General features: G+C 36.3%; 17 protein-coding genes. 14 read left to right on the top strand and 3 right to left on the bottom strand.

The features are described 5' to 3' along the window. Positions 1–148 precede the first annotated feature (148 nt). The 8 genes from DEX24_RS02110 (at position 149) to DEX24_RS02075 (ending at position 9,726) form a co-directional block, all read left to right on the top strand. On the top strand, positions 149–841 hold the full coding sequence (locus DEX24_RS02110) for a response regulator transcription factor (protein WP_109304752.1): 693 nt from the start codon (positions 149–151) through the stop codon (positions 839–841). Beyond that, a complete protein-coding gene (locus tag DEX24_RS02105; RefSeq protein ID WP_109304751.1) occupies positions 842–2,194 on the top strand; it encodes a HAMP domain-containing sensor histidine kinase in 1,353 nt (450 codons plus the stop codon). Next, the gene (locus DEX24_RS02100) at positions 2,181–2,861 is read left to right on the top strand and encodes a PepSY domain-containing protein (RefSeq protein WP_170112806.1); all 681 of its coding nucleotides are present in this window, start codon (positions 2,181–2,183) and stop codon (positions 2,859–2,861) included. Before DEX24_RS02105 ends, DEX24_RS02100 begins: the two co-directional genes overlap by 14 nt. A 9-nt stretch (positions 2,862–2,870) precedes the next feature. After that, entirely contained in the window at positions 2,871–4,232 is a 1,362-nt protein-coding gene (locus tag DEX24_RS02095) for a PepSY domain-containing protein (protein WP_109304749.1), read from the top strand. A 515-nt stretch (positions 4,233–4,747) separates the two neighbouring features. Continuing rightward, the gene (locus DEX24_RS02090) at positions 4,748–6,976 is read left to right on the top strand and encodes a ribonucleoside-diphosphate reductase subunit alpha (protein ID WP_109304748.1); all 2,229 of its coding nucleotides are present in this window, start codon (positions 4,748–4,750) and stop codon (positions 6,974–6,976) included. A gap of 26 nt (positions 6,977–7,002) precedes the next feature. Beyond that, positions 7,003–8,043: a ribonucleotide-diphosphate reductase subunit beta gene (locus DEX24_RS02085; protein ID WP_109304747.1), complete on the top strand. Its 1,041-nt coding sequence runs from the start codon at positions 7,003–7,005 to the stop codon at positions 8,041–8,043. 195 nt (positions 8,044–8,238) lie between these two features. Then, entirely contained in the window at positions 8,239–8,421 is a 183-nt protein-coding gene (locus DEX24_RS17800; RefSeq protein WP_109304746.1) for a transposase, read from the top strand. Positions 8,422–8,763: 342 nt separating this feature from the next. Beyond that, positions 8,764–9,726 carry a 2-hydroxyacid dehydrogenase gene (locus DEX24_RS02075; RefSeq protein ID WP_109304745.1) on the top strand — a complete coding sequence of 321 codons (963 nt, stop codon included), beginning with the start codon at positions 8,764–8,766 and terminating at the stop codon, positions 9,724–9,726. 314 nt (positions 9,727–10,040) lie between these two features. On the opposite strand, the gene DEX24_RS02070 is transcribed toward DEX24_RS02075, so the two are convergent. Next, positions 10,041–11,024 (bottom strand): zinc-binding metallopeptidase, encoded by a 984-nt coding sequence (locus DEX24_RS02070; protein ID WP_109304744.1) that lies wholly within the window; start codon positions 11,022–11,024, stop codon positions 10,041–10,043. 330 nt (positions 11,025–11,354) lie between these two features. Here DEX24_RS02070 and DEX24_RS02065 point away from each other — a divergent pair, with 330 nt between their 5' ends. Genes DEX24_RS02065 through DEX24_RS02055 form a run of 3 tightly spaced genes read left to right on the top strand, consistent with a single transcriptional unit; the run spans position 11,355 to position 15,234 of the window. Beyond that, positions 11,355–12,833, top strand: a complete 1,479-nt coding sequence (locus tag DEX24_RS02065; RefSeq protein ID WP_109304743.1) for an aldehyde dehydrogenase family protein — start codon at positions 11,355–11,357, stop codon at positions 12,831–12,833. A 22-nt stretch (positions 12,834–12,855) separates the two neighbouring features. Continuing rightward, a complete protein-coding gene (locus DEX24_RS02060; protein WP_109304742.1) occupies positions 12,856–14,031 on the top strand; it encodes a saccharopine dehydrogenase family protein in 1,176 nt (391 codons plus the stop codon). A gap of 9 nt (positions 14,032–14,040) precedes the next feature. Further along, positions 14,041–15,234, top strand: coding sequence for an acyl-CoA dehydrogenase family protein (locus DEX24_RS02055; protein WP_109304741.1), 1,194 nt, complete (start codon positions 14,041–14,043; stop codon positions 15,232–15,234). Positions 15,235–15,312: 78 nt separating this feature from the next. Here DEX24_RS02055 and DEX24_RS02050 read toward each other — a convergent pair whose 3' ends face one another. Further along, positions 15,313–16,758 (bottom strand): polysaccharide deacetylase family protein, encoded by a 1,446-nt coding sequence (locus DEX24_RS02050; protein ID WP_170112805.1) that lies wholly within the window; start codon positions 16,756–16,758, stop codon positions 15,313–15,315. Between the two features lie 118 nt (positions 16,759–16,876). Here DEX24_RS02050 and DEX24_RS02045 point away from each other — a divergent pair, with 118 nt between their 5' ends. Together DEX24_RS02045 and DEX24_RS02040 are read left to right on the top strand one after the other, a co-directional pair. Beyond that, on the top strand, positions 16,877–17,632 hold the full coding sequence (locus DEX24_RS02045) for a threonine/serine exporter family protein (protein WP_109304739.1): 756 nt from the start codon (positions 16,877–16,879) through the stop codon (positions 17,630–17,632). Between the two features lie 12 nt (positions 17,633–17,644). Further along, positions 17,645–18,103: a threonine/serine exporter family protein gene (locus tag DEX24_RS02040; protein WP_109304738.1), complete on the top strand. Its 459-nt coding sequence runs from the start codon at positions 17,645–17,647 to the stop codon at positions 18,101–18,103. Between the two features lie 70 nt (positions 18,104–18,173). On the opposite strand, the gene DEX24_RS02035 is transcribed toward DEX24_RS02040, so the two are convergent. Continuing rightward, positions 18,174–20,186 carry a bifunctional diguanylate cyclase/phosphodiesterase gene (locus DEX24_RS02035; protein ID WP_109304737.1) on the bottom strand — a complete coding sequence of 671 codons (2,013 nt, stop codon included), beginning with the start codon at positions 20,184–20,186 and terminating at the stop codon, positions 18,174–18,176. Between the two features lie 204 nt (positions 20,187–20,390). Between DEX24_RS02035 and DEX24_RS02030 the strand changes: the two genes are divergently transcribed. Further along, on the top strand, positions 20,391–21,317 hold the full coding sequence (locus DEX24_RS02030; protein WP_109304736.1) for a DMT family transporter: 927 nt from the start codon (positions 20,391–20,393) through the stop codon (positions 21,315–21,317). The last annotated feature ends 38 nt before the right edge of the window (positions 21,318–21,355 follow it).

The raw sequence follows: 21,355 nt of genomic DNA, 5'->3' as shown, positions 1-21,355 counted from the left end.
TCACCTCGTTCAAAAAGATTAAACTATTCACTATTAAGTATACATCGTATACAAGTAAAAATGTTGAAAAGAGTATTGAAATTTCTCACGGTAAATTCATAATTAAATGGTAATATTTAAAGTAATAATGAAAGAAAAGGTGAATACTTTGGCCGAAAGCATATTAATAATTGAAGATGAAGAGAAGATTGCACGTGTATTGCAACTTGAACTAGAATTTGAAGGGTATCAAGTAGGGGTAGCACATACAGGTACAGATGGTCTTATAAAATATAGAGAAGGTCAATGGGATATTGTATTGTTGGATGTGATGTTACCCGGTTTAAATGGTTTAGAAGTATTGAAGCGCATTCGTGCTACTGAAGATCATACAGCTGTCATCATGCTGACGGCAAAAGATGATGTCGCCGATAAAGTAAGGGGTTTAGATTTAGGGGCAAATGATTATATGACAAAACCATTTGAAATTGATGAATTATTTGCGCGTATTCGTACTATACTGCGATTTAGTAAAAAAGAAAATATTGTGGAAGCTGATGAATATTTACATATGTATAGCGGTTTATCATTGCATGAAAAAACACGTGAAATTTATCGTGATGGTCAATTGATTGAATTGACACCAAGAGAATTTGAACTCTTATTATTTTTGTTGGAAAACACGAATCAAGTGATGACACGTGAACAAATTTTGAATTCCGTGTGGGGCTTTGATTATTATGGTGATACAAATGTCGTCGATGTTTATATTCGCTATGTGCGTCAGAAAATTGATCAAGGACAAAATAAAACATTAATCCAAACAATCCGAGGGGTTGGCTATGTTTTACGTGAACAATAAATGAAGCTGAAAACGAAAATACATTTTTTTTCAACTTTGTTGATGCTCGTCATTTTAGTCATAACAACAGTGGGTGTCTTTACGCTTTTCAAGGATATGGCCTATGATGCTGCTTACGATCAATTATCACGAAACACGGATAACTTAATGACTTCGATTAGTCAAACATCAGGCGTGACAAATCCAGAGGATATTTTAAGAGCCTACTTGCCAAATAAGAGTATGATTCAAGTGAAAAATGATCAAGATGAAGTGATATTATCTGTACAATCAACAGATGGTTTAAGTCAGCTAAAACAAGGTGAACTAAAAGAACGATATATGATCACACAAATTGAAGGGACGGCTATTTTATCGACGGTGACACCTGTTATTTGGTCAGATGGTTCAATCGTCAATCTGCATATTAAACAAAAGCTTGAGGATGTTACGACAAGTTTGAACACGCTGAGCCTTGTCTTGCTCGCTATGTTACTTGCTGGCAGTTTACTCATCATTTTATCGAGTATGACGTTGGCACGTATTGTAGTACAACCTATTAAACGACTCATTGACACGATGCGTAAAAATAGCCAATCGAATTCTTTCGAACAAATTGTTGATGGTAGCGAATCCAATGATGAACTGGGGGAGATGACAAAAACCTTCAATGAAATGATTTTTCATATTAAACAAAACTACGATAAGCAACATAGCTTTGTATCGAATGCCTCACATGAATTACGCACGCCATTAACTGTCATCGAGTCGTATACAAGCTTGTTACATCGCAGAGGTATAGACAATAAGGAAATCACAGCGGAGGCCTTGGAAGCTATATTGAGCGAGTCTGAAAGAATGCGCGATCTTATCGAACAAATGTTGGATTTGGCAAAAAGTAACCAAGGTCGTTTATTAAAATTTGAAACGCTTGAACTACAGGAAATGATGCAGAAAATTAATCGTAAAATGGAATTATCTTACAACAGACAAATTATTTTGTCATCGAAAGAAAGATGGGAAATAATATCAGATGATAAACGACTCCATCAATTATTCTTTATTATTTTAGAAAATGCAAAAAATTATAGTGACGGACCAATTGAAATTCATTTGCGTAAAAAATTAAGGCAAATTGAAATTAAAGATTTTGGTGAGGGGATCGCTGAGAAAGATTTACCACATCTATTCGATCGTTTTTATCGTGTCAACCAAGATCGCAATCGAAAAACAGGGGGAACCGGTTTAGGTCTTGCTATCGCTAAGAATATCGCCGTGCAATTAAATATTGAGTTGACAATTGAAAGTGAGCTAACTGTTGGTACAAGTGTTTTCTTGTATTTTAAGGAGGATGATTTGTATGCTGAAAAATAAAATGATGCATGCAATTTTAATTACTTCAGGGGTCGTGCTTATGATATGCATATACTATTTATGGTCTCATTTTACTGGGGATACGAAACCGACAACAGCTAAGGTATTTGCACGAATAGAATCAATTTATGGGGGAGAAATTACCGATTTTGCTACTGTAGGGCATACCTATGAAATTGTATTGCATAAACAAAATGAACAGTATAATTTAACGATTAATGCAGCTACCGGTGATGTAGAAAGTTTAGCATATCTCGAAAAAACCATTGATAAAAAAAATATAAAAACTAAAAAACATATGTCAAAAAAAATAAAAAAACTTTATCCGAATAGTGAATTTAAAGTGCACTTGACGGAGCAAGCAGGGGCCGTTGTTTATCGTGCAACTATTTCCCAGGATAATGGAGAGGTAGAAATTATTTTAAATGCACGAACAGGTGAAGTGATTTCAGAAAACCAAGCAGTCAAACATACAGCGCTTATTTCTACGAAGGAAGCATTGCGAATTGCTGCTGAACAGGAGGCTGGTAAAGTAGAGGCGACTGAATTTATCAAGACTACAAGCGGAGGCTATTATTTAATCACATTGTCAGAAGGTCAGACGAAAATTGTTTTACAAATTCATGGGACATCGGGTGAATTAATCTCTAAAACAATCAAGGAGTAGAAAAGTGCTATGAAAAAGATAATAGGATCAATGCTCATCGTCGTTCTGTTGTTGTCTGCTGGTATAGGGGTTATGGCGGTGAAGTCTAGTACAGGTAAATTATTGTCAAAACAACAAATCGGCAAATATGTGCAAAAATATGTCGCGGGTGATGTTTTAACCATTCAGTTAAATGATGAACTTTATCATGTTGAAGTAAAAGGGCGAGATAAAATTATTTACGACTTGCAGTTGCATGCAAATACAGGTGAACTTATAAGCAAAGTGGCAAAAAATGCTACTAGTATGCATAGTAAAATTGATTTAACGTTAAATGATGCAAAAGTAATCGCCCTAAAAAAAATAAAGGGTACCATACACAATGTTCGATTGGATCGTGAAAATCAAACATATGAAATTGAAATGGTGCGAGGAAAATACGATTATACGTTTATTATTGCCATCACCACAGGCAAAATAAAATCACGAACGAAAAATAAAATCGAATATTTGGCAACACCGCTTACAGCTAAAGAAGTAAAAGAATTAGCATTAACAAAACAGCAGGGAACGCTCAAAAAAAGCCGATTAGATTCACAAGAAGGTATATATTATGTGACGATTCAAAAGAAACGGACAGTGTATACGCTTCAAATAGACCCATATGAAAAGGTTATATTAGCTTTGACTAGTTATCAAAAGAAAAAAATAACAGAAAATGATAATAAAAAGAGTAAAGCAGTACAAAAAACAACAGCAACTAAAATTGCATTAAACAATTTACCAGGGAAGATTGTTGATTCGTCTTTGAAAAATGGTGTTTATCACTTTTCTATCAATACATCGAAGGGGACGCAACATATTCGAGTGGATGCTTCGACGGGGACAGTTCTCGATCAGAGTAGTGTAACTAAACCGAATAATGAAAATTTAATCGATGAAACGAGAGCTAGAACGCTTGCATTAGAAAAACAAAGTGGCGATATACAATCAATGGTGTACAACGGCAACGAAAAACGATATGATATTGTGATGTTGTTTAACGATATGAAGATTACAATGTTCGTCGATGCGATTTCTGGAGTAGTGACTATTTCATCAGCGAGTAATACAGAACAGCTGGAAGAACCAAATGATAAAGATATGACACCGCTACCGGAAGAACCTTCGACCGAGCTGGTACAGAAACCAGAACCTATAGTGAAGAAGCTTTTAAGCGAGCAAAGTGTATCATCTATAGCCCTTGCTCGAGTAGGTGGTACGGTTACAAAAATGATCTTGTCGAATGCTATCTACGAAGTGGAAGTGCGCGATGGTACGTATGAATATGCATTAACAATTGATGCGTACACTGGTGTAATCCTCAATTTTACGAAAGAATATGAACAATAGATTACAAAATATTATGAGGTTGAGTGGCAATTTGCCCCTCAACCATTAAATATCAAAAATACAGCACCTTAAAAATAGAAAATCATCCTAAAGAATATAAAAGCTAGATGACCATAATTATTTATAGGCCTTTTGCTATGATTTTCTTCAATTTTGACTTTAATCTTGAAACAACCATTTCGATTATGTTAGATTAAATATAGGTCAAAAACACAAGATAGTTGAAAAGGTAATAAATACAAACACTATATATAGTGTATGGTTGAATTTAGCACTTGTTTTTAGGGTAAGAGATAAATGGCTCATTTTTCTTTTGGTCTGTCAACCCAATATCAGTAAAAAAATAGTTTTTTTCTAAAAAAAGTATAAAATTCCATTCGAAAATTGAGAAATTGTAGCAAATACCTAGGGCAGTGAATCGTATCGTTACGATATGTTTTTTACTGTTATTTTATTTGCAGCTATTTTTGAATTTATTTCGAAATTATTAAATGTTAAAAGGGAGACGTGAGGAAATGGTACAAATGATGACACAGGGTAGAGAAGCTCTATTAAAGAAACTTGAGGAGAAGTACGGTCGAGAAGAAATTAGTCCTTTAGTTCGCAAACATGAGCGTTTCATGACAAAACATCCAGATGCAGATGATGCAGAATGGACGAAAGCAATGAGTTTAGATGCTCTTGGTTTACTGGATGAAGATGAGTCATTTTGGACTTTTGTTGCTGCACGTCTTTTAATCGTGGACACATACCGTGAAGCTGCTGATAAACGTAATATTACAGATTTTAACGAAGTATATAATGGTTTTTCAAATCAAATTACAAAATTAGTAGATCGTGGTTTATATAGCGATTTCCTCGTTACAAAATATACGGAAGAAGAACGTCATGCAATCGGTGCTTTAATCGAGCCTGAAAGAGATGAACTATTCACATATATCGGTCTTAAAACATTATTAGACCGTTATGTAGCACGTGATTTTGATAAATCATTACTGGAGCTTCCACAAGAGCGTTGGATGATTATCGCAATGACATTAATGCAAGATGAAAAAGAAAATCGCTTTGAGAAAATTCAAGATTCATATTGGGCAATGAGTAGCCTGTATATGACGACTGCTACACCAACATTATCAAATGCGGGTAAAACACATGGTCAATTATCGTCATGTTTCATCGACACAGTAGATGACTCATTACAAGGTATTTATGATTCAAATACAGATGTTGCAACACTATCTAAATTCGGTGGCGGTATCGGTATTTACATGGGTAAAGTACGTAGCCGTGGTTCTTCAATTCGTGGCTTTAAAGGTGCATCAAGCGGTGTCATTCCTTGGATCAAACAATTAAATAACACAGCGGTATCAGTAGACCAATTAGGTCAACGTCAAGGTGCGATCGCAGTATACTTAGACGTATGGCATAAAGATATTTTCCCATTCTTAGATTTAAAATTAAATAATGGTGACGAGCGTATGCGTGCACATGATATTTTCACGGGCGTATGCTTACCGGATATTTTCATGGAAGCAGTAGAAAGTCGTAGCGAATGGCATTTATTTGATCCACACGCAGTTCGCACAATCATGGGCTTTGATTTAGAAGATTCATATGACGAAAAACGTGGAGAAGGCTCTTTCCGTACGAAATATATGGCTTGTGTAGACAATCCAGCTCTTGAAAGAGATACGGTACAAGCAATCGATATTATGAAACGTATTATGCGTTCACAATTAGAAACTGGTGTGCCATTTATGTTCTATCGCGATGAAGTAAATCGTCAGAATGCCAATAATCACCAAGGTATGATTTATTCTTCAAACCTTTGTACTGAAATTATGCAAAATATGAGTGCAACAACTTTTGAATCGGTAACGATCGAAGATGATGTCATTGTTACGCGCCGTAAACCAGGGGATTTCGTAGTATGTAATCTTTCTTCAATCAACTTAGGTCGCGCAGTTCCTGCAAATGTTCTTGAACGCTTAATCCCAATTCAAGTACGTATGTTGGACAATGTTATCGAATTAAATTCGATTCCAGTGGCACAAGCTGAGCGTACGAACTCACGCTATCGTGGTATTGGTTTAGGGACATTTGGTTGGCATCACCTATTGGCTCAAAAAGGAATTACATGGGAATCAGATGAGTCTGTAGCGTATGCAGATTCGCTATACGAGCAAATTGCTTACTTAACAATTAAAGCTTCTCATGAATTATCAAAAGAAAAAGGTGCTTATCCACTATTTGAAGGTTCAGATTGGGATACAGGCGCTTACTTTGATAAGCACGGTTACGATAGTGCAGAATGGAATGAGTTGCGTGAATCGATTGGCAATTTAGGTATGCGTAACGGATATGTAATGGCTGTTGCTCCAAACTCATCAACATCTATTATTGCGGGTAGTACGGCGAGTATCGATCCAATCTTCCAGAAGAGTTACTCTGAAGAGAAAAAAGATTATAAAATTCCTGTAACTGTTCCAGACTTGAATGAAAAAACAACATGGTTCTACAAATCAGCATACTTCATCGATCAAAATTGGACGATTAAACAAAATGCTGCACGTGCTCGCCATATTGACCAAGGGATCTCATTGAATTTATATGTACAAAATACTGTAAAAGCAAAAGATTTATTGGAATTACACTTAAACGCTTGGAATAGCGGCATCAAAACAACTTATTACGTGCGCTCAACATCTGTAGAGTTACTTGAATGTGAATCTTGCGCAAGCTAATTAGTAGATAGAGAGGATATGTAATTATGACTGAAATTCAAAAACGAGTATTGATGGACAAAGATGCACCAAACCGTTCGACGGCTATCGTCAATGGTCGTTCTTCAAATGTTCTAAACTGGGATGACGTCCGCTTCAGTTGGGCGTATCCAAAATACAAGAAAATGCTTGGAAATTTCTGGACACCATTTGAAATTAATATGGGGACCGATGTTAAACAATTTTCAAACTTAACGGATGAAGAGCAAAAAACATTCAAAAAAGTAATTGGTCTATTAGCTTTACTTGATAGTGTTCAAACAGACTATGCAGGTAAAGTAGCCGATTACTTAACGGATTCAAGTTTAAATGCACTTATGATCATCCTTGCACAACAAGAGGTTATTCATAATCACTCGTATTCATATATTCTATCGAGCTTAGTATCAAAGGATGAACAAGATCGTATTTTTGATTTCTGGAGAACAGAGCCAGTATTAGAAAAACGTAATGAATTCGTCTTAAAAGGTTATGAAAAATTCTCTGAAAATGCAACAATTGAAAATATGTTAGATTCAATCGTCTACGATGTTATTTTAGAAGGGTTATTCTTCTATTCTGGCTTCAGCTTCTTTTATCACCTTGCACGCAACCAAAAAATGGTTGGTACAAGTACGATGATTAACTATATTAACCGTGATGAACAACTTCATGTTGATTTATTCGTGAAAATTTATAAAGAATTATTAGCTGAATATCCACAATATGATACGCCAGAGCGTGCTGAAAAAGTAGCAGGTATTTTCCGCGAAGCAGCTGCATTGGAAATCGAGTGGGCTCATGATGTAATCGGTACTAAAATTGATGGTTTAGATGTAGAAGATGTAGAAGATTATATTTATTTCTACGCAAATGTACGCTGTAATCAATTAGGCTATGAACGTCCATTCGAAGGCTACCGTAAAAATCCACTTAAGTGGATTAATGCTTACGAAAATGTTGATGCAGGTAAAACAGATTTCTTCGAACAAAAATCACGTCAATACGTAAAAGTAAATGTAAAAGACAATGGTTTCGACGATTTATAAATCGCCAAACTACAAAAAGACCGAAAATCTCTAGTAGATTTTCGGTCTTTTTTACGTTCCACCTAGATTTCCGGTTCTATAATATTTATTAGGGTTTTCAAACAATACTATCTCTGCTCAACGCTTTCTGGGGACCTCGCTTCAACTAATTCCGCAAGAGAAGCGAACTTGTAGTATGTAACGCAAAAAAGCACAATGCCAGCGATTCATACGTTTAAAAATGGGCAAGTAGAGATTTTAAATGGCTTGTTAGAAGGTATTCATCATAAAATAAAGGTTTTAAAACGCAATGCATTTGAATGTAGACGCCTTGATCATTTTCAAGCGAAGATTTTGTTGAATAGGAAGGATCCAGAAATTGGTTTGCATTTAGAGTGAATGATTGGTGTAGTAAAGGACGAGGACTCCTGCCAGAAAGCACTCCTCCAAAATGAACAAGTAGAATAAGTGGTGTGATTTGAAACATCCAAATCACGCCCCAGCTCAATAGTTGACTTGGACATCGGAATTAGCGTAAGAGATGATTTTCGTAAAAAAATATGCAGTATTTTTGGATATTTATTCATCTCGCTTATTATTTCCCAAAACATTTACACAGAGGGTGTGGATAACTTTTTCGAATATTGAAAGGATGACAAAATAGTTATTCACAATCCTATAAATTTTGGTAAAAATACGAATCATGATACAATTTAAAAAAATAATAAAGGGGTTTTTGGATTGAAACCAGTTCTGTGGATTACATGTAAATTGCCTGAAGAGGTAGTAGCGCCATTAAAGGAGTGGGCAGATGTTAGGCAATGGCCTACAATAGAGAAAAATATGCCTCATATGCGTTTGCAAGAAGTGATAAAAGAAGCGACGATTATCTGGACAATTATGGGCGATCAAATGGATCGTGAATTGTTAGCATCGGCGCCTAATTTAAAGCTCATTTGTAATTTAGCAGTCGGCTATAACAATATTGATCTAGTGGCTGCGAAGGAATTGGGTATTGCTGTAACAAATACACCCGGTGTTTTAACGGATACAACGGCAGATTTAGCGTTCACTTTAATGTTAACAACGGCAAGAAGAATTGTGGAAGCTTCGGATGAGCTTCGCAGTGGACAGTGGACTTATTGGGGAGTCAATCAGCTAGCGGGCATGGATGTTTTTGGTGCTACTTTAGGTATTATTGGTATGGGGCGTATCGGTGAAGCAGTTGCGCAACGTGCTAAAGGTTTTGATATGGATGTTATTTATCATAATCGTAATCGCAGGATGGAGGCCGAAGAACAGTATGGTGTTTCCTATCGTCAGTTAGATCATCTATTGAGCGAAGCCGATTTCATCATTGTGCTCACACCTTTAACTGCTGAAACAAAAGGGTTAATTGGTTCAAGAGAGTTAGCTTTAATGAAAAGTACGGCGACAATAATTAATGTTGCAAGAGGGGGAATCGTACAAGAGGACGCTCTTTACGAGGCACTGTTAAACAATGATATATGGGCTGCATCATCAGATGTTTTTGAACAAGAACCTGTTTCTGTAAAACATCCGTTATTAACGCTTAAAAACTTTGTTGCAACACCGCATATCGGCAGTGCCACGCTTCGTACCCGTAAGAAAATGATGGAGATGAATATTCAGTCTATGACAAGTTTTTATAAGGGAGAGCCGATTGAACATCGTATTATTTAGGAGAGGGTGGCGTATGCGACTACTAAACAGTAGTACTGATTTTTACTGAGCAGTATAAATTATTACTAGTAAAAGAGCTAATTGCCGCCCTTGATATAGAGAAATATGGCGCTATAATCACATAGCCAATACCTACAACTAAAACAGTGGTCCATATGTACTATTGAGGCAACAATCTTTAATACATGGATCTAAACTGGCTGACTAACAATAGACAAAAATATAAGTAACCAAAAAGACCTGAGTTCCATATTCTACTGGACTTAGGTCTTTTTTTGCTTGGGCAATTTTACAAGAATAGTTCACTTTTTATATTAATAACGTTTCACGAGATTTGTCAAAATGGTATTTCGTAATTGAATGAGTTCGGGAAAGTTATAAAAAAATAAAATTTTATCATCGGATAGTGTGTAGCGTTGAGGTTTTTCAGATAATACGAAATACATCCAGGATTCTGCAAAGTCTTCAACAGGATGACTTGTAGCATACTCTGTGACAAATTCTCCTGGGTGTGTTGCGAAAAATGCGGATTGTATATCACTATCATCTGCAATTGTTGAGTCTTCGCGCCATTCACTGATGGTTGTACCTTTCCAAAAATCATCGTAGTACATATTTAGATACGATGATTTCTTTAAGCATCCTTCATCTGGAGCGTAGTTTTTACACCCGGTTTGTTGCAGACTTGAAAATTCATATGAATTTAAAGAAAAAAGATGACCATATTCATGGACAATTGTTGCGTACAACGCGTTTAAATTAGCAGCATCTTTATAATCGAGCGCTAAGGACCATTGTTGCGGGTTATTTAATTGTTGAACATAACCTAATATGCCATCGATTCCATCGGTAATAATTTCAAATTGGACAATCATTTGACGATTTTCAGCAGGAATAATTGCTGTGAAATTCTGCCAAAGTTGTTGCTGTAGCGCAGTATCTGCAACGACAGAATTGAATTGATTACTCCGCGATGTCTTTTTGACGCTCAATGTATTTTTCTGTACGGAAAATGTAACGATTTTTTTAATGTTAGTGGATGTATTGTCCATTTCATATGATGTAGCATTATAGCCTTCGTAGAGTAGATCACCATGTCTCTTTTCGAGCTTCTGAATAGCTTGGTCACCAATTTTATAGGAAGGTGTATCATTTGATTGAATTTTTTTGATGGGAGGTTTAGAAGGGCTCTGAAGCGTTTCTATATCATCGGCCCATAAATTTGTATAATTGAAACCAATTAAAAATGCCAAAACAAAAAATAAAATAATGACAATGCTTATGACAACTTTTTTCATTGTCGCACCTCCTTATGTGAATATAACAAAAACAGTCATAAACATCAAATTAGTACTAAAAAAGTAAAATAAATAAATAAATTACTTTTTAAAGTAATACTAAAAATGCCCTATATAGTATAAATAATTTTTAGTATACCATTTTAACCTAAATGAACATGTATCTTTTTAAAAAAATGAGCGGAATTTGATGAGAAAAACGTTTCGATTTCACTTTTAAAGGAAAAACATATTGTAGAAAAATAAAACATAAATAAAGGATAATTGCGTTTTTAAAAGAATATATGTATATAGGTACTACTTTTAATAGGACAATGAGGAGGGATTTGTATGAAGCTTCAGCATTATATAAATGGTTCTTGGACATCGATTGATGACATGAATTTTATACCCGTAATTAATCCCGCTACGAATGAGGAAATTGCGCATGTTCCGATGGCATCAAAGGATCTTGTAAATGAAGCGGTGGCATTTGCTAAAGCAGCACAGAAAAAATGGGCTTTAGTACCCGCACCAAAGCGAGCAGATTATTTATTTTCCATTGGTCAAAAAATGAAAGAAAAAAAAGAACAGTTGGCACAAATTTTAACAAAGGAAATGGGTAAGGTCATAGAAGAAGCACGAGGAGAAGTACAAGAGGGAATTGATATGGCTTTTTACATGGCAGGTGAGGGGCGTCGTCTATTTGGTGAAACGACACCGTCGGAGCTGGAAAATAAGTTTGCGATGAGTGTCCGATCACCCATTGGTGTGGTTGGATTGATTACACCCTGGAATTTCCCTGTAGCAATTGCCACGTGGAAATCATTTCCTGCAATTGTCGCGGGTAACTGTTTCATCTGGAAGCCATCTTCAGAGACACCAATAATGGCCTATGAGATGTCAAAAATATTCGATGAAGTACAATTGCCAGCTGGTGTGGCGAATATTGTTTTTGGCTCGGGAGGGGATGTAGGTACAACGCTTATTGAACATCCCGATGTGAAGGTGATTTCTTTCACGGGTTCAACGGATACAGGCAGCAAGGTAGCTGAGCTAGGAGGGCGTCATCTGAAAAAAGTATCATTGGAGATGGGAGGTAAAAATGCCATTATCGTCATGGATGATGCGGATATTGAGTTGGCTGTTGAAGGGATTGTCTGGAGTGCGTTTGGAACAGCTGGTCAACGTTGTACAGCCTGTAGTCGTGTCATTGTTCATGAAGAGGTCAAAGCGATATTAGAAGAGAAGTTGCTCATTGCGATGGCTAAAATGACAATTGGAAATGGCGCTGATGAGTCGGTGAAAATTGGACCAGTTATTCATAAAACTGCTTTGCATAAAATTCATAGCTATACACAAATTGGTATTCAAGAGGGCGCTAAACTTTTGAAAGGTGGCATGATTTTAACAGAGGGAGACCTCGCATATGGGAATTATTATGCGCCGACATTATTTACGGATGTTGCTGCTCATTCAAGGTTAGCTCAAGAAGAAATATTTGGGCCACTCTTGTCTCTTATAAGCGTATCTTCTTTGGAAGAAGCGATTGAAGTGAATAATAGCGTAAAATTCGGACTGTCTAGTTCCATTTTCACAAAGGATATAAATCGAGCATTTCAGGCACAGCGAGACTTGGATACGGGTATCGTTTATGTGAATGCGGGAACAACGGGTGCTGAAATTCATCTACCTTTTGGAGGAACAAAAGGTACGGGGAATGGTCATCGAGATTCAGGGATAGCAGCGTTGGATGTTTATACAGAATGGAAGAGTATTTATATTGATTATAGTGGCAAGCTACAACGAGCTCAAATTGATACTAACTAAATTCGCATAGGGGGACAATTCGATGAAAGTAACAATACTAGGTGCAGGTTTAATGGGAAAAGAAATTGCGAGAGATATGGTCAATAGCCCAAAGGTGGACAAAATCTATTTAGCCGATCTTCATCTTGATGAGGCACAAGCATTTGCCGAAAAATTAAACAGCGACAAACTAGAATTACTAAAAGTTGATGCCAATGACGAAAAGCAGTTAAAAGATGCGATGAGCAAAGCCGATGTAGTCGTCAATGCGCTTTTTTATTCATTTAATGTACAAGTAGCAAAAATGGCTATTGAAGTAGGCGTGCATTCAGTCGACTTAGGTGGTCATATTGGCGGCGTTACAGATGAAGTATTAAAGCTTGATGCCCAAGCAAAGGATAGAGGAATTACGATTATTCCTGACCTTGGAGTTGCTCCTGGCATGACAAATATTTTAGCAGGATATGGTGCATCTAAATTGGACCATGTTCGTCAGATTAAATTATATGTGGGTGGCATACCATTAGTGAAAAATCCACCATTAAATTATAATGTCGTCTTCTCGTTAGATGGTGTTTTTGATCATTATACGGATCCTGCAGTGGTTATTCGACATGGTCGTCAAAAAGAATTGCAATCGCTAACTGAAATTGAAAATTTATATTTCCCTGGTTTTAGTGGCTTGGAAGCCTTCCATACGAGTGGTGGCTTATCGACATTGCCACAGTCCTTCCCAGAGTTACAAACATTGGAATATAAAACAATACGCTACGCAGGACATGCCGAAAAATTTAAGCTGTTAGTGGAGTTAGGTTTAACGAAGCGTGGGAATAAAGTAAAGTTGAAAACGGGTGAAACAGTTGATATACGCGATGTATTACACAGTTATTTAGATGAACAATTGCAGCTTGGTGACAAAACGGATGCGATATTATTACGTGTAGAAGTACATGGTGAGCTACGCGAAGAACGAGCATCTTTTGAATATGATATGGTAGCGTATCGCGATGCAGATAGTCGCGAAACAGCTATGGCTTTAGCAACAGCTAGTACTATTTCTGTTGTGGCACAACTAGTTGGTGATGGTACGATTAAAAAACGTGGTGTAGTACCACCAGAAATTGCTGTACCAGGTGAAGTATATATGTCGGAGATGAATAATCATGGAGTGACCATTCGTGAGACGCAGCTAATGTCGACAAATATTATTAAAGGATAGGTGGTTCGTATGGACTTTCGCTTTTCTGATGAGCAGCAAATGCTTCGACAAACTGTAAGGCATTTTGTAGATGACGAAATTATTCCATATATTTCAAAATGGGATGCGGCGGGTAGCTTTGATCCAGCAATTTGGCGAAAATTGGCGCATCTTGGGTTACTCGGTATTTGTATACCAGAACAGTACGGAGGTAGCGGTATGGACTATAATTCCTTGGCTATTGCTTGTGAGGAGCTTGAAAGAGGCGATACAGCGTTTCGGACAGCTGTATCCGTTCATACCGGGTTAAATAGTATGTCACTACTGCAATGGGGTACAGAAGCGCAAAAACAACGCTATTTGGTGCCGCAAGCTAAAGGTGAAAAAATTGGTGCATTTGGTTTGACAGAACCAGGTGCTGGGTCAGATGTTGCTGCTTTGACGACAAAGGCTCGTTTGGAAGGAGATCATTATCGACTTAACGGCCAAAAAACATGGATTTCATTATGTGATGTCGCGGATCATTTTATCGTATTTGCTTATACGGATACAACGCTCCAACATCGAGGGATTTCAGCATTTATTGTTGAAAGGACGATGCCTGGTTTTTCTTCAAAAGCGATTAAAGGAAAATATGGTATTCGAGCGGGCAATACAGGTGAATTATTTTTTGATAATATGCTAGTACCTAAGGAAAATCTACTTGGTCAAGAGGGAGAAGGTTTTAAAATTGCAATGGCTTCTTTAGATAATGGACGCTTTACTGTGGCGGCTGGAGCCGTTGGATTAATTGATGCATGTCTTGAGGCGAGCGTGGCCTATTGTAAAACACGCCAGACTTTTGGTAAACCGATTGGTCAGCACCAGCTCGTCAAACAAATGTTGGCGAAAATGGCAGCCGGCTATGAGATGAGCCGTTTACTTGTTTATCAGGCGGGTGAACTAAAAAATCAAGGTGTGCGCAATACGCGTCAAACTTCTCTTGCCAAATGGCAGGCCTGTGATTTTGCCAATCAAGCTGCGGATGATGCAGTTCAAATTCATGGTGCATATGGCTACTCAGATGATTTTCCAGTTGCTCGTTTTTTAAGGAATTCTAAAGCACCTGTCATCTATGAAGGGACGCGTGAAATTCATACATTGATGCAAGCAGATTATGTATTAGGTGAACGGCAAGATCAGCCGTTAACCAATAGCTTACCTGCTTGGTCTCAGATGAAATAAGACATTTGAATATAAAGAAACAGCCCACAATCGGTAACGACCGACAGTGGGCTGTTTTATTGTCTAGAGACAATAGGATTATTTTGATGATGCAGCTTTAATTTTTCGAAGCTGCGATACTGTTACAAATGAATAGCCTTGTTTTTCTAAATACGTCATAGAGCGATCAAGTGCATCGGCCGTGGTCATGTGAATATCGTGCATCAAAATAATCGAGTGATTACGGGTATTTTTTTTAATATTGTTGAATGTTTTATTGGGATTACGATGTTGCCAGTCCAGTGTGTCAACATCCCATAAAACTGCAGGTAATTGTGCAATTTTATTAATAGAGGCATTCGTTGAACCGTATGGTGGACGGAAAACCGTTGGATTTTGCCCGCTTGCCGCCTTGATGTATTTATTTGTCGATGAAATTTGTAGTTGAATATTTTTAGTTGATAATTTTTTTAAATCAGGATGAGCGAATGTATGATTGCCTAATTCATGTTGCTCAGCAGCAATTTTTTTGACGATGGATGGATTGGCTTTTGCTTGATTACCAACAATGAAAAATGTTGCTTTAGCATTATGTTTTTTCAAAATTGATAATATTTTTACAGTGGAAGTAGTATTTGGACCATCATCAAAAGTTAAGGCCACTACTTTTTGCTTTTTAGTTGCTGTTTTTTTAGCAGCGGTTGCGGTTCCTTTTTTAATAGGTTGCTCTTTTTTACTCGCAGTATTTGATTTTTTAGCGACAATTGCCGTTGTTTTTTTTATGGGTTGTTCTTTTTTAGTAGCGGTAGCTAATACTTGATTAAGCTCTGTTCGTTCAATGATAACTTTAGCTGTACCATTATAAGGGCGTGTAAAATCACCCGTATTAAAATAAAAAATAATACGTTGCTGATCCAATGCAAAGTTATTGAAATGACGAGAATCTGTATCAATTTGTAATTCTTTATGCTGTTCTTTGAAATATTTTTTGCTTGCGTCTTGTTGTTGTAATTTTTTATTGATTAATAGCTGAGCATATTTTAATTCTTTATTTGTCGGAATGATATCTTTTAAAGAAAGATTTACATCGTTTTCCGTATCAAATGTGAAATTTAAAAAGTTTTTTTCCGTAAAGACTATACCTTCTTTGACTTTTTGTGATAAAACAAATGAGTAGGTTTTTTCATTCTTGTATACATCATAATCTATAGATAGTGAGGAATCTTTAGAATGTGTATCAATATAGGTTTGTTTCATGTTATTTATTGCTTTTTGAATGTCGGTATTGAGCTTCTTAGATGATGTTTTAGGGTATTGAATTTTATAGGAGAGATCATCTGTTTTATAAGACAACTCTGCATGCTTGTAGAAAGTGTCTTCAGTTTCTTTAATAATTAAATGATCCTTTGAAGCAGAAGCGTTTTCAAGTTCTTTCTTATGTGTTGAAGAAATATAAAGATAGATAAACGCTATTAGTGATAAAAATAGACAAATTAAAGAAATATCGATAATCATTTTTCTTTTCATAGATGACTTATGATTCAATTGAAAAACTCCTTTGCTACAATAATAGTTTAATCCTACCATTAATTAGTATCTAATATACTATAAAAGCTTTAAAAAATTTGATTTTTTGGAAATTAATACATAGAGAGAGGAGATGATGGCGTTGAAAGGCACAAAAGAAGAAGAATTAGCAATAAGTTGCTTTTTATTAGCGGGTCGTCTACTCGTACAGGCAGGTGCAGAAACATATCGTGCAGAAGATACGATGATGAGAATGGCACAATCGCAAAATTATATGGAAGCCCAAAGTTTTGTTACACCAACTGGCATTATCTTTTCAGCCGGAAATGAAAAACCGACGCGCATTGCCCAGATTCCAAGTAGAACAACGGATTTAGAGAAGATTGCTAATGTTAATAGTATTTCGCGCTCATTGACAGCACATGATATTACTGTAATTGAGGCATATGAAAAACTACAAATTGTTGAAAAAACAAATTTCTTTTTCCCTGTTTGGGTTCAAATACTGGCATCGGCAATAGCAAGTGCTTGTTTTTTGATATTATTTCAAGGTGTATGGACAGATATGCCTGCTGCATTTGTGGCCGGTGGTGTTGGGTTCATCGTTTTTATCGCGATTCATTCCTTGACGAGAGTAAAATTTTTCGGAGAATTCACAGGAGCTTTATTCGTTGGAATTATTGCTTTTTTAGCAGTTGAATGGGGATTTGGAACGCAGCTAGATAAAATAATTATTGGTTCGGTGATGCCACTAGTTCCTGGTTTACCAATCGCCAACGCAGTACGTGATTTAATGGCTGGTCATTTCGTATCAGGCGTTGCAAAGGGTGTAGAAGCTTTTCTAACAGCATCAGCAATTGGAGCAGGAGTCGCATTAGTATTAGCATTTTAAGGAGGGTTCGCTGTGGAATACATCATACAAATTATCTTAAGTTTTATAGCTACTGCGGCCTTTGGTATTATTTTTAATGCACCCAAAAAATCACTATTCCACTGTGGTTTAGTAGGTGCGATTGGTTGGGGCATCTATTTGGGTTTTACAAATCAGGGAGTCGATATTGTACCAGCTTCTTTTGCAGGTTCATTTGTCATTGCAATCGTAGCGCATCTCTATGCAAAACGCTTTAAAATGCCGATGATTATTTTCAGTGTGGCAGGTATTATTCCACTAGTACCAGGAGGAATGGCTTACAATACAATGCGTCATATTGTTGAAAAAGATTATACACAGGGCATCGAATTTGCGGTGAAAACAAGTTTAGTGACTGGCGCCATTGTAATGGGTCTTGTGTTTGCAGAAGTATTTATGCAATTAATTTTTAATGTAATTCGTCGTAGTAAATTAACGAAAAAAACATCATAATATAGTAGTAAATAATAAAAAAGCTGCCAATAGTTGTCGTGTAATCGACGCCATTTGGCAGCTTTTGTTATTAAAATAATTGTGTCACTTCGGAAGCGCTAATCGGTCGGCTAATATAATAACCTTGAATAGCATCGCAGTCATACTCACGCAATACTTTTTCTTGTTCGTCCGTTTCCACACCCTCAGCAATTACACGCATTTCAAGTGATTTACCAAATTGAATCATCCCACGAATTAATGCTTGTGTTTTATTTTGATAGGCAACGGATGAAATAAATGATTTATCAATTTTAAATTCTTCTAGCGGTAGTATTTGCATATAGCGGAAAGAGGCATAACCGGTTCCGAAATCATCTAGTGAGAATTTCACTCCATCTGCTTGGAGTTGTTTCATTTGTTTGACAATCGAACCCTCAGCCTCCGCTTCCAATGCGAATTTTTCAGTAATTTCTATTTGTAATAAATGAGCAGGACAGCCAGTTTTATCTAAAATTTTACGAATAACATCGACCATGTTTTTGTCGCGGAATTCACGAATAGATGTATTGACACTTACTTGAATCGAATGACCAAGGTTTTGCCATTCAACGGCTTGAAGACAAGCTTTTTCAAGCATGAAGTTACCGATTTGGTTAATGAGCCCTGTTTCTTCAGCGATCGGAATTAAAATATCAGGTGTTACGGTACCAATTTCTGAATCATCCCAACGCACGAGCGCTTCAACTGTTTTAATTTTATTTGTTTTTAAATCTAATTGTGGCTGATAGAGTACATGTAAATCTTTTTGATTTAAAGCGATTAATAAGCGTTTTTCAATTACAGAACGGGTACTTAATTCTTTATGACCATCTTTGGACAGGCTTAAAATATTATCGCCACCCTCAGATTGAATCTTTTGGATTACGGTATTTGAGGCTTTGAATAGATTGCTAAAAGTATTTTGATCCTCAGGGAATTTCGTAATACCACCACTAATTGTCATTGGTGTGGACGTATTATTTAAGTAAATGGGATGTTGTTTTAAATAGGTTAGGAAACCTTGTATAAACCATTCTCCTAATGGTGTTAACACGACGAATTCATTGGCGCTAATTCTGGCCATTACACTATCTTGGAAATACATTTTCATGCGGTTGGTAAACTCTAAAACAAGGAGTGCCTCTGAATCATCATCAAAAATTTCTTTCAATGAATAAAATTTATCAATACTTAAAAAGACGAAGGTGAAGTGGTGCTTTTTTTCAATCATTTCATTTACGATTTTTTCAAGTCGGAAGCGATTCATAAGGCCCGTTTCCTGGTCGATGTAAGCAATTTTTTCTAAACTTTGTTGCAATAATCTCTTTTCAGTAATATCGGTTTCCAATAAAATATAATTGGCATCCTGTTGTTTGGCCCTGCCGATTGGAATAGCAGAGAGTTCTACCCAATAAGGTTTACCATCTTTTGCGATTTTTTCGACTTCTCCATGCCAAGTACGATTATTTTTAAGTGACTGCCATATTTTGTCTGCTTGCTTAATACCGCTCTCCGTTTGAGGAAACATTTGCCAAAAAGTTTTGCCGATTATTCGTTTTGGTGTCCATTTACTATGTTTAAGAAAACTTGGATTTGCCGAAGTGATGAGTCCTTCATTATCGATGGATAGTGACATGAAGGAATCTTCTAAACCAACACGTAAATAAGCCAGTTCTTCTTCAAATGAGGTCTCAGTTATACTACTATCGGGTATAATAAAGCTTAGTGCTAAGTAGTTTTCTCCAGCAATAATAAGCGTATGTGAATAAGTTTTGCACAGGACTCTATTTTTTGTTTTTGAATTATATGAAAATAATCCATGGTTTACAATACCTTGTCCTGTTAGTAGACGTTGGAAAACAGGATCGTCATCTGTAAAATCCATATGCTCGACGATGGGGCAGATTGTGCCAATCGTTTCTTCGGCGCTATATTCAAATAGGTGTTCACACTGTTTATTCCATAACATAACCTCACCCTGTGAATTGAGTACTAAATAGGGATGAGTCAATTCATCTATAATTGTATGTGAAGCTTGAAAAAGATTTTCCATTTCTTTCATAATTGCAACGACTCCTTGAAATTACTATATAAAGTCTATTATAGAGAAAAAAAATGCATCCGTCATTAGTAATAGAAAATGAATGGGAAAATAGTTTTTTTTACTATTTCTTGAAAAATGATTATAAATTGATGTAAAACGAAATTTACATACTATTAATTAGTAAATATTAAGTATAAAAGATTCAAAAATGGAGGTTTGTAAATGAATAGTACGGCTCATAGAATAACAGGAATATTGCTTGTAATAGTTGGTGCTGCCATGTGGGGAGCTACTGGACCGATGATGGAGTGGGTATTATCATCTAGTGACATAACTGTGCCGTTTTTACTAACTGTACGGCTTTTATTGGCAGGATTTGGTTTGCTTGGATTTTTAGCATTATCTAATAGGAATATTTTCGCGATTTGGAAAGATCCCTATTGGTGGAAAAAATTAATCATCTTTAGCATCTTTGGTATGTTAGGTGTGCAATATACATTTGTGGCAGCTATTGAAGCAAGTAATGCCGTTTTAGCGACATTACTACAATTTTTAGCACCAATTTTCATCATTTTATTTGTATCACTTTCCCAAAAGATGCTGCCACCTAAATTTCAAGTTTTTGGCATCCTAGGTACATTATTTGGGCTGTTTCTCTTGTTAACAAATGGTAAATTAGATACTCTTCTTATTAGCCCTACTGCTTTATTATGGGGTTTAGGTGTTGGTTTGGCATTTGCATTCTATACATTGTATCCATCACCAATGATGAATGAATGGGGCGTTCTTGTTGTAGTTGGTTGGGGCATGTTGATTGCTGGATTACTTCTTGGGTTCGCCAAAGGTTTTTGGGAACTTGAACAATATAGTCTTCTTTTTGACCCATCGATCAATTGGATTATTTTCATCATCATTATTATTGGCACACTCGCTTTTATATTATTTTTGAGTAGTTTAAAATATATTTCCCCAGTAGAAACAAGTATTTTATCGAGTATGGAGCCACTTACAGCGATGGTGATTTCGGTTATTTGGCTCGGTCAAACACTAGGTTTTTGGCAACTAATTGGTAGTATTATTATGTTGGCCTGCGTTACTTGGTTGTCCATTGCAGGCGATCGCGAAAAAAAAATGATGCAAAAAGAGTAACTCATCATAGAGATACTCTTTTTTTAATAGTTACATAA

The sequence above is a fragment of the Kurthia sibirica genome (assembly GCF_003143975.1).
In the GTDB taxonomy this organism is placed as follows: domain Bacteria; phylum Bacillota; class Bacilli; order Bacillales_A; family Planococcaceae; genus Kurthia; species Kurthia sibirica.
Note: the sequence above shows the minus strand (reverse complement) of the source record. Positions and strands in the feature narration are given on the sequence as shown.